Annotated in this window: 10 protein-coding genes; 8 read left to right on the top strand and 2 right to left on the bottom strand. The window is 72.9% G+C overall.

Annotated features, from left to right (window positions below; genetic code table 11):
- Window positions 1-206: DUF3866 family protein (locus tag E1293_RS39400; protein ID WP_132203982.1), on the bottom strand; the 206-nt coding region annotated here is incomplete at its 3' end.
- Window positions 207-302: 96 nt separating this feature from the next.
- Between E1293_RS39400 and E1293_RS50345 the strand changes: the two genes are divergently transcribed.
- From E1293_RS50345 to E1293_RS39375, 6 genes are all read left to right on the top strand, one after another.
- Window positions 303-1,319, top strand: coding sequence for a helix-turn-helix transcriptional regulator (locus E1293_RS50345; RefSeq protein WP_165978598.1), 1,017 nt, complete (start codon window positions 303-305; stop codon window positions 1,317-1,319).
- A complete protein-coding gene (locus E1293_RS48065) occupies window positions 1,316-2,305 on the top strand; it encodes a helix-turn-helix transcriptional regulator (RefSeq protein WP_165978597.1) in 990 nt (329 codons plus the stop codon). The genes E1293_RS50345 and E1293_RS48065 overlap by 4 nt, the downstream gene beginning before the upstream one ends.
- Before the next feature lie 14 nt (window positions 2,306-2,319).
- On the top strand, window positions 2,320-2,550 hold the full coding sequence (locus E1293_RS39390; protein WP_132203980.1) for a hypothetical protein: 231 nt from the start codon (window positions 2,320-2,322) through the stop codon (window positions 2,548-2,550).
- A 42-nt stretch (window positions 2,551-2,592) separates the two neighbouring features.
- Window positions 2,593-2,952 carry a Sec-independent protein translocase subunit TatA gene (gene tatA, locus E1293_RS39385; RefSeq protein WP_132203978.1) on the top strand — a complete coding sequence of 120 codons (360 nt, stop codon included), beginning with the start codon at window positions 2,593-2,595 and terminating at the stop codon, window positions 2,950-2,952.
- Between the two features lie 102 nt (window positions 2,953-3,054).
- Complete coding sequence (gene tatC, locus E1293_RS39380) at window positions 3,055-3,867, top strand: twin-arginine translocase subunit TatC (protein ID WP_341770242.1); 813 nt, start codon at window positions 3,055-3,057, stop codon at window positions 3,865-3,867.
- 117 nt (window positions 3,868-3,984) lie between these two features.
- Window positions 3,985-6,753 (top strand): DEAD/DEAH box helicase, encoded by a 2,769-nt coding sequence (locus tag E1293_RS39375; RefSeq protein WP_132203974.1) that lies wholly within the window; start codon window positions 3,985-3,987, stop codon window positions 6,751-6,753.
- Between the two features lie 16 nt (window positions 6,754-6,769).
- Here E1293_RS39375 and E1293_RS39370 read toward each other — a convergent pair whose 3' ends face one another.
- A complete protein-coding gene (locus tag E1293_RS39370; RefSeq protein ID WP_132203972.1) occupies window positions 6,770-7,726 on the bottom strand; it encodes an oxygenase MpaB family protein in 957 nt (318 codons plus the stop codon).
- 172 nt (window positions 7,727-7,898) lie between these two features.
- On the opposite strand from E1293_RS39370, the gene E1293_RS39365 reads away from it, so the two are divergent.
- Together E1293_RS39365 and E1293_RS50575 are read left to right on the top strand one after the other, a co-directional pair.
- The gene (locus E1293_RS39365; RefSeq protein ID WP_132203970.1) at window positions 7,899-8,261 is read left to right on the top strand and encodes a hypothetical protein; all 363 of its coding nucleotides are present in this window, start codon (window positions 7,899-7,901) and stop codon (window positions 8,259-8,261) included.
- Window positions 8,262-8,461: 200 nt separating this feature from the next.
- Window positions 8,462-10,141, top strand: coding sequence for an ATP-binding cassette domain-containing protein (locus E1293_RS50575; protein WP_132203968.1), 1,680 nt, complete (start codon window positions 8,462-8,464; stop codon window positions 10,139-10,141).
- The last annotated feature ends 49 nt before the right edge of the window (window positions 10,142-10,190 follow it).

The raw sequence follows: 10,190 nt of genomic DNA, 5'->3' as shown, positions 1-10,190 counted from the left end.
ACCATGGCGTAGCCGCCGGTGCCGAGGCCCATCGCCAAGGCCGTAGTGTTGAGCAGGACGGTGTCGCCCGGTTCGGGCCGTCCCACCAGGGCGGGGTAGGCCAGGGCCCGGCGCGTGCCGTCGCCCCCGATCGAGACGTTCAGCTCGACCGCCCCGGGCCATTCGCGGCGGATGTCCTCAACTGTGCCTTTGCGCCATCGGATCACACCGGGAAACGGTAGCGTCCTGCTGGACGGTGCGCGGGGAGGATCGGCACGCCGGCCGGGGAACGGGGCTCACGGAGGGAACGAGGTGGTGGCGAAGTGTCGCGGCGCAAGACCGAGCGGCTGCTGAACCTGGTGGTCTGCCTGCTCGCCACCCGTCGCTATCTGACGGCCGAGCAGATCCGCCGGGCGGTGCCCGGCTACCCGGAGTCCGACGAGGCGTTCAAGCGGATGTTCGAGCGCGACAAGGAGGAGCTGCGCGAGCTCGGCGTGCCGCTGGAGGTGGGCAGCGACCAGCAGGGCGGCGGCGGTGAGGAGATCGGGTACCGGATCCCGCCGCAGGCCTACGAGCTGCCCGACATCCATCTGACGCCGGACGAGGCGGCGGTGCTGGGCCTGGCGGCGCGGGTGTGGCAGCGGGCGAGCATGGCGGAGGCGGCGTCGGGCGCGCTGCTGAAGCTGCGGGCGGCCGGGGTGGAGACCGACGTCCCGGCGGCGGTGGGGATCGAGCCGCGGGTGAACACCCACGAGCCGTCGTTCGCGGCGCTGTGGGAGGCGGTGCGGGACGGCCGCCCGGTCGCGTTCGACTACCAGGGGATCGGGCGGACGTCGGTGGCGCGGCGGCATCTGGAGCCGTGGGGCGTGGTGAGCCGGCGGGGCCGCTGGTACGTGGTGGGGTTCGACCGGGACCGCGACGAGCAGCGGGTGTTCCGGCTGAGCCGGATCGTGGGGGAGGTGGCGCCGGACGGTCCGCCGGGGTCGGTGGCGGTCCCCGACGGGGTGGACGTGCGGCGCATCGCGTTCGACTGGGGCGACCCGGTGAGCGAGCCGCGGCCGGCGTCGGTGCGGCTGCGGCGGGGCGCGGCGCAGGGGCCGCGGCGGTGGGCGCGGGACGTCCGCCCGGCCGAGGCTGGCGCGTGGGACGGGGAGTGGGACGAGGCCGTCCTGACGTTCCGCGACGTGGACCGGTTCGCGCCGTACCTGGCGCGGTTCGCCGACGACGTGGTGGTGCTCGACCCGCCGGACCTGCGCGAGGCGGTGATCCAGCACCTGAAGGCGGTGCTGGCCGCGGCGGGCCCGCATCCGGTGGAGCAGGGGAAGGCGGACGGGCGATGACGGCGAAGGCGGCGGCGACGTCCACGGACCGGCTCGGGCGGCTGCTGGCGCTCGTCCCGTACGTGGTGAACCGCGACTCGGTGGCGCTGAGCGAGGCGGCCGCCGCGTTCGGGGTGACCGAGAAGCAGCTGATCGACGATCTGAACCTGCTGTGGTGCGTGGAGTTGCGGGCGCCCGACCCGTACTGCCCGATCGACCTGTCCTACGAGGGCGGGGAGATCACGGTGGCGGAGGCGGAGTCGATCGCGCGGCCGCTGCGGCTGAAGGTGGACGAGGCGTCGGCGCTGCTGGTGGCGCTGCGGATGCTGGCGGGGATCCCGGACCTGGACGACCGGGACGCGCTGAGCCGGGTGATCGCGAAGCTGGAGAGCGCGGCGGGGGAGGCCGCGGCGGTGTCCAGCAAGGTGGCGGTGGAGGTGGACGCCCGCGGCGGGACGGGCGACCCGGCCCGCACCTCGGTCGGGGTGCTGCGGGACGCGATCGCGGCGGGCCGCCGCGTGCACCTGACGTACTACGTGCCGGCGCGGGACGAGAACACCGAGCGCGACGTCGACCCGATGCGGCTGCTGGTGGTGGAGGGCAACACCTACCTGGAGGGGTGGTGCCGGCGGGCGGAGGGGGTGCGGCTGTTCAAGCTGGACCGGATCGCCGACCTGGCGGTGCTGGACGTGCCCGCGCAGGTGCCGGACGAGGCGGAGCCGATCGATGTGGACGCGGGCCTGTTCCGGCCCTCGCCGCAGGACGAGGCGGTTACGCTGGAGCTGTCGCCGCGCGGCCGGTGGGTCGCCGACTACTACCCGTGCGAGAGCGTGCAGGAGCTGGGGGAGGGGCGGCTGCGGGTGGTGCTGCGGACGCCGGACGCCCGCTGGGTGCGGGGCCTGGCGCTGCGGCTCGGCGATCAGGGCCGCGTCGTCGCCCCGGAACCGGTCGCATCCGGGGTCCGCGACGACGCGGCGCGGGCGCTGGCCCGGTACGGCGTCCTCTGAGGGGATCCGGTAGCGTGGCGGCCGTGGCGTGGATGTCGGTGGCGGTTGCGCTCGGGTCCCTCGGCCTGGCGGTGCTCGCCTGGTGCGCCTTCAAGGTGTGGCTGGGGGTGCGGCGTTTCGGTCGTGAACTGGAACGCACCAGGCGGCGGCTGGAACCGAAACAGTCGGCGCTGCGCGATGAACTGTCGCGTCTCGACGAAGCTCAATCGTCACAACGGCCCGGGGAGGGCGTACGATCGTCGTGACCGTACGACCGTCCTGACAGGGCCCTGCTGAAGAGGATTGACATGGCTGGACTTGGCACGACCGAGATTCTGATCATTCTCGCGGTCGTCCTGCTGCTGTTCGGATCGACGAAGCTTCCGCAGCTGGCGCGGTCGCTGGGCAAGTCGGCGCGGATCCTGAAGGCCGAGACCAAGGGGCTGCACGACGAGGACGACGGCGCGTCCGGCGATGCCGCCCCCGAGGCGAAGGCGGCCCAGGGTGAGAGCGCGGCGGAGAAGGCGGCGCGGCTGCGCGAGGAGGCGGCGCGGCTGGAGCGCGAGGCGGCCGGTGAGGGCGCGCAGCGTCCCCGCGGCGCGCTGGGCTCGGGCGAGCCGATCCAGGGCGTGCCGGTGTCGGACCCCGGTAAGGTCCGCAAGGGCTGACGCAGGCCCCCGCCCCCGTTCCCACCCGCCGAGAACCGAGCCTGAATGCCGACGATGAAGCTGAGCAGGCGCGACGCCGCCCCCGAGGGTCGCATGCCCCTCATGGACCATCTCCGTGAGCTGCGCAACCGGTTGATCAAGGCGATCCTCGGCCTGGTGGCCGGCGCGCTCGTCGGGTGGATCTTCTTTCCGCCGATCTGGGACTTCCTGAAGCAGCCCTATACGCGGATCCCGCCCGAGCACTGCCTGAACAACAAGTGCGACCTGGTCGTGCACGGCATCTTCGACGGGTTCTTCATCCACCTGAAGGTCGCCCTGATCGTCGGGGCGATCCTGTCGTCGCCGATCTGGCTGTACCAGATCTGGGCGTTCGTGGCGCCCGGCCTGTACCGGCGGGAGCGCCGCTGGACGTATGTGTTCCTGGCCGCGGCGGTGCCGCTGTTCGTGCTCGGCGGCGCGCTGGCGTACCTGACGATGGACAAGGGCCTGAAGATCTTCATCGGGCTCGCGCCGGGCGACACGACCGTGCTGGTCGGCGTGCAGGACTACCTCGGCTACGCGCAGGCGATGCTGTTCATCTTCGGGCTGACGTTCGAGCTGCCGCTGTTCGTCGTCATGCTGAACCTCGTCGGGATCCTCACCCACGAGCGGATCCGCAAGTCGCGGCGGCTGCTGATCTTCGGGGTGTTCGTGTTCGCGGCGGTCGCCACCCCCAGCCAGGACCCGTTCACGATGCTGGCGCTGGCGCTGCCCACGATCGTGCTGTTCGAGATCGCCGAGCTGCTCGCGTTCTTCCACGACCGGCGCAAGGACCGCGCACCCGACCCGTACGAGGGCCTGTCGGACGACGAGGCGTCCCCGCTGGACCTGGAGCGGATCGACGCCGAGCTGGAGAAGGGCGACCGGGCCCTCTGACGGCACCGGCCCGCCGGCCGCGCGACGCGCCGTATCACCGGGGACCGGGCCCGTCTGATTGGGTATCGGGCCGGTCTGATTGGGTATCGGGCCGGTCGAAACCGTAGGCTCGACGGTATGACCACCCCCGACACGACGTCGGCCGGCCAGACTCCGGCTCAGCGGTACGCCGCCTACCGCAGGCGCACCTCCGGGAACGGCCCGGCCCTGCTGGACTTCCGCACCCTGTACGACTTCGAGCTGGACGCGTTCCAGCTGGAGGCGTGCCAGGCGCTGGAGGACGGCTCCGGCGTCCTGGTCGCCGCGCCCACCGGATCCGGGAAGACGGTGGTGGGGGAGTTCGCCGTCCACCTGGCCCTGGCGGGCGGTACGAAGTGCTTCTACACCACGCCGATCAAGGCGCTGTCGAACCAGAAGTACGCCGACCTCGTCCGCCGGTACGGGCCGGAGAAGGTGGGGCTGCTCACCGGCGACAACAGCGTGAACGGGGAGGCCCCGATCGTCGTCATGACGACCGAGGTGCTGCGCAACATGCTGTACGCGGGGTCGCAGACCCTCGCCGGGCTGGCGTTCGTCGTGATGGACGAGGTGCACTACCTCGCCGACCGGTTCCGCGGCGCCGTCTGGGAAGAGGTGATCATCCACGTTCCGGACTCGGTGCGGATCGTGGCGCTGTCGGCGACGGTGTCCAACGCCGAGGAGTTCGGCGAATGGCTCCACGAAGTCCGCGGTGACACGGCGGTGATCGTGGACGAGCACCGCCCCGTCCCGCTGTTCCAGCACATGCTGGTCGGGACGCGGCTGTACGACCTGTTCGTCGACACCGGCAAGGGCAGGGACCGGCAGGCGCACCTCAACCCGCAGCTGACGCGGATGGCGGTGGAGGAGGTCCGGCGCAACAAGGTCAACCAGGGGCGCCGCACCGGGCGCCGCCGCGCGCCGCGCCCGCAGCGGTTCCGGCCGCCGGCCCGCCCGGACGTGATCGAGCGGCTGGAGCGCGCCGGGCTGCTCCCGGCGATCACGTTCATCTTCTCCCGCGCCGGCTGCGACGCGGCCGTCCTGCAGTGCCTGCACGCGGGGATCCGGCTGACGTCGAAGGAGGAGTCGGAGGAGATCCGCGCGCACGCCGAGCTGCGCACCGCCGACATCGCGCCGGAGGACCTGCGGATCCTCGGCTACGGCGACTTCGTGGAGGCGCTGCAGCGCGGTGTCGCCGCGCATCACGCCGGGATGCTGCCGACGTTCAAGGAGATCGTCGAGGAGCTGTTCACCCGCGGGATGATCAAGGCGGTGTTCGCGACGGAGACGCTCGCGCTCGGCATCAACATGCCCGCCCGTACCGTGGTGATCGAGAAGCTCGACAAGTGGAACGGGGAGGCGCACGTCGACCTGACGCCGGGCGAGTACACGCAGCTGACGGGGCGGGCCGGGCGGCGCGGCATCGACGTCGAGGGGCACGCCGTCGTCGTGTGGGGACCGAAGGTGGAGCCGGCGTCGGTCGCGGGCCTCGCCGGCACCCGCACCTACCCGCTGAACTCCAGCTTCCGGCCCTCGTACAACATGGCCGTCAACCTCGTCGGCGCCGTCGGCAACGAGCGCGCCCGCACCCTGCTGGAGGAGTCGTTCGCGCAGTTCCAGGCCGACCGCGCCGTCGTCGGCCTGGCCCGGCAGGTCCGCAAGAACGAGGAGGCCCTCGAAGGGTACGCCAAGGCCGCGCAGTGCCATCTGGGCGACTTCATGGAGTACGCGGCGATGCGGCGGCGGCTGTCGGACCGGGAGTCCGAGCTGTCGCGGGAGCGGGCCGGGGCGCGCCGCGCCGAGGCGGCCAGGTCGCTGGAGCACCTGCGGCCCGGTGACGTGATCCTCGTCCCGTCGGGGCGGCGGTCCGGGCTCGCCGTCGTCCTCGACCCCGGTGTCGGGCGCCGCTCGGACGGCCCGGCGCCGCTGGTGCTGACGGTGAACCGGTCGGTGCAGCGGCTGTCGATCCAGGACTTCCCGCGCGCCGTCGAGCCCGTCGACCGGATCCGGATCCCGAAGTCGTTCAGCCCCCGCAACCCGCAGGACCGCCGCGACCTGGCCTCGACGCTGCGCACCAAGGTGCCCGACGACGTCCGCGAGGGCAGGCGGCGCCGCGGCGACTCCGCCGCCACCGACGACGCCGAGATCGCCCGGCTGCGCGCCGACCTGCGCGGCCACCCGGTGCACGGCTGCGACAAGCGCGAGGACCACGCCCGCTGGGCCGAGCGGTACCACCGGCTGGACCGCGAGACCGAGCAGCTGCGCCGCCGCGTCGAGGGCCGCTCCCAGGTGATCGCCCGCACGTTCGACCGGGTCTGCGCCGTCCTGCGGCAGCTCGGCTACCTCGACGGCGACTCCGTCACCGACGAGGGCCGCCGCCTCGGCCGCATCTACAACGAGCTGGACCTGCTCACGGCCGAGAGCCTCCGCGAGGGCCTGTGGGACAAGCTCGGCCACGCCGAGCTGGCCGCGTGCGTGTCCGCGCTGGTGTACGAGTCGCGGCAGCCCGACGACGCGACCCCGCCCCGCACGCCCGCCGGCCCGGCGCAGGACGCCCTCGCCGCGATGGTGCGGCTGTGGGGGGAGCTGGACGCCGTCGAGCGCGACAACCGCGTGTCGTTCCTGCGCGAACCCGACCTCGGGTTCGCGTGGACGGCGTACCGGTGGGCGAAGGGCGACGACCTCGACGAGGTGCTGCTGGAGAGCGACCTGACCGCCGGGGACTTCGTCCGCGCCGTCAAGCAGCTCCTGGACCTGCTCGGGCAGGTCACCGACGCGGCCCCGCGCAACAGCCACCTCCGCAAGACCGCCCGCCGCGCCATGGACGCGATGCGCCGCGGCGTCGTCGCGTACTCGTCGGTCGCCTGATGCCCGGCCGGGACCGCTAGGCGGCGCGGCGGCGGGCCCGGCGGGCCGACAGGGTGCGGTCGACGCGGAACGTCGCGAGGCGGACCAGGAGGGGCTGCGGCGGGCGCCGCAGCCAGCCGGGCGTGACCCGGTGGGTGACGGCGGCGGTGCGCAGGATCGCGCCGGCCGCGCGGCGCCGCGCCGGAGTCCACGGCAGCCCGAACTCCTCCCGCAGGTCCTCGGGCAGGAGCGCGGCGGTGACGAGCCGGAAGACGGCGAGGGCCGGGAACAGGACGCGCAGGCGGCGCGGCCACAGGACTGCCGCGGCGACCTCCCGGGCGGTGTCGGTGACCTCCAGTGCGGCGAGCGTGTCGGCCATGTAGGCGCGGAACGCGGCCAGGTCGGGCGGCTGCGACTCCAGCGGGCAGCCGAGGACGTCGGCGACGATCCGGGCCTGCCGGTAGTACTCCCCGGGCAGGGACGGGTCGCCGGGCCGCATCAGGGTCTCGTGGATGTGCAGGGCCGAGTCGATGAGCGTCGCGTTGACCCACAGCTGCAGGCCGGGGTCGTTGCCGGAGTAGCCGTCGCCGCGGACGGTGGTGTGGATGCCGCGGACCTTCGCCGAGATCCGCGCCACCTGCTCCGGCGTCCCGAACGTGGTGATCAGCAGGAAGTCGAGGGTGCCGAACAGCCGGGCCAGCGGGCGGGCGGCGAAGTCGCTGTGCTCGGCGACGCCGCGCGCCACGGCCGGGTGGGCGAGCTGCATGAGCAGCGCGCGGCCGGCGGCGAGGCCGACGAGCGGCTCGGCGGCCAGCGTGCGCAGCACGTCCCGGTCGCCGAGCCGCCCGGCGATCTCAGACGTGGCGGTTTCGGGCGCGGCGGTTTCGGGCGCGGCGGTTTCGGGCGCGGCGGGTACGGGGTTCGCGGGCACGGGGTCGGCGGGCGGGTGTTCGGCCGGCACGGGGCCTCCCGGCGGGTCGGGGATGCCGGCCATCCTCCCGCACCTATTGACGGGCAGTCAATAAAGGGCGGCCGTCCCGGAGCCCGGATCCGCTGGATGAACTGCGCGGACCCCGAGGCCGCCAATGATGTGAAACCGTCACAAGGGCGGAGCATTCGATGACACAATCAGGCCTTTCATCGGAACACGAGAAAGGCCCCCGACCGTGGCCATCCGCGACAAGATGAGCGCCAACGCGGCCCACGTGCTGCAGCCGGGCGAGAACATCCAGGCGGTGTTCGGCGCCCAGACCACCAGCCAGTACTTCGCGCTCCTGTCGTACTGGATCATCATTTTCGCCAACGCCTACCGGGTCGTCGTCGTCACCGACCGGCGCATCCTGATCTGCCGGTCCGGGCGGATGCGCATGACCCCCGTCAACGAGGTCCTGCGCGAACTGCCCCGCGGCACCCGGATCGGGCCGCCCAGCGGCCTGTGGTGGCGCTGCGAGACGCTCGGCGAGCGCCTGTACGTCCACAAGCGGTTCCACAAGGACGTCAACGCCGCCGACGGTGTCACCGCCGCTTGATCCTTCCCCCGGACGAGACGCCCTCCCCGCCGCGGGGAGGGCGTCTCGCCGTCTCCGGCCCCCTGCCCCGGCGGAAGGGTGGAGACCGCCCCCTACCGAGGGTGGAGGCGGATCGACTTCCAGGAGGATCCGGACGCCGCGCCAGGCGCGCTAGTGTGACCGTGATCACCAACAGCGACGAGAGAGCGGCCTGAAGAGGAATGATCGAGGCGGAGAACCTCACCAAACGCTACGGCGACAAGACCGCCGTCGACGACCTGTCGTTCACGGTCGAGCCCGGGCGTGTCACCGGGTTCCTGGGCCCGAACGGCGCCGGGAAGTCGACCACCATGCGGCTGCTGCTCGGCCTCGACCGGCCGGACCGCGGCGACGCCCGCATCCAGGGCCGCCACTACCGCGACCTGAACGCTCCCATGCGCGTCGTCGGCGCGCTCCTGGAGGCGCGCGCGGTCCACACCGGCCGCAGCGCCTACAACCATCTGCTGTGCCTCGCCCAGACGCAGGGCATCGGCAAGAAGCGCGTCGAGGAGGTCATCGACCTCGTCGGCCTCACCGGCCCCGCCCGCAAGCGCGCCGGCGGCTTCTCCCTCGGCATGGGGCAGCGGCTCGGCATCGCCGCCGCGCTGCTCGGCGACCCTTCCGTGCTGATCCTGGACGAGCCCGTCAACGGCCTCGACCCCGAGGGCATCATGTGGATCCGCACCCTCATGCAGCGGCTCGCCGCCGAGGGGCGCACCGTGTTCGTCTCCAGCCATCTGATGAACGAGATGGCCGTCACCGCCGAGCACCTCATCGTCATCGGCCGCGGCCGGCTCATCGCCGACTGCTCCACCGAGGAGTTCATCGAGCGCAGCACCGAGAAGACGGTGACGGTCCGCAGCCCCGACGCCGCGCGGCTCACCGACGCCGTCACCGCCGAGGGCGGCAAGGTCGTCCCGGGCGACGACGGGCAGCTCACCGTGACGCACATGGAGGCGCCCCGCGTCGGCGAGCTCGCCGCCGCCGGGGGCATCGTCCTGCACGAGCTCACCCCGAGCCGCGGCTCCCTGGAGTCGGCGTTCATGGAGCTGACCCGCGACAGCGTCGAGTACGGCGCGGCCGGTTTCGGGCGGCTCCTGCTCGCCGAATGGACGAAGATCCGCACGGTGCGGTCCACGCTGTGGTCGCTGATCCTGCTGATCCTCCTCGACCTCGGGTTCACCGCGCTGCTCACCGGCCTCACCATCGGGCAGTGGGACAACGCGAACGCGAGCGACCGCGCCAGCATCGCCGCGGACCCGGTCAGCTTCATCCTCGGCAGCGGGTTCTTCCTCAGCCAGCTGACCGTCTGCGTGCTCGGCGTGCTCGTGATCGGCTCCGAGTACTCCACCGGCATGATCCGCGCCAGCCTCCTCGCCGTGCCGCGGCGGCTGCCGATGCTGTGGGCCAAGGCCCTGGTGTTCGGGCTGGTCATCCTCGTCCTCGGCGTCGCGGTGTCGTTCGGGTCGTTCTTCATCGGCGCGGCGATCGTCGGGGACAAGGCGCCGGTCTCCCTCGGCGACGCGGGCGTGCTCCGCGCCGTCATCGGCGGCGGCCTCTACCTGGCGATGCTCGGCCTGTTCGCGCTCGCCATCGGCGCCATCGTCCGGCACACCGCCGGCGGCATCACCGGCGTCATCGGGTTCGTGCTCGTGCTGGCGCCGCTCACCGCGCTGCTGCCCGGCAGCATCGGCGACCACGTCCACGCCTACCTGCCGTCCGAGGCCGGCACCCTGATCGCCAAGGCGCACCAGGGCCCCGACGACCTGCTGACCCCCTGGCAGGGGTACGGCGTCTTCGCCCTCTGGACGGTCGTGCTCCTCGCGATCGCCGCCTTCCTGCTCAAACGCCGCGACGCCTAGCCGCAGCGGCGCCCGACCGAAGGGGCGCGCCCGCCGACATCGGCGGGCG

Origin of the sequence: Actinomadura darangshiensis (assembly GCF_004349235.1) — a bacterium.
GTDB lineage: Bacteria > Actinomycetota > Actinomycetes > Streptosporangiales > Streptosporangiaceae > Spirillospora > Spirillospora darangshiensis.
The sequence above is the reverse complement of the archived record's forward strand: the minus strand, read 5'-3'. Positions and strand labels throughout refer to the sequence as shown.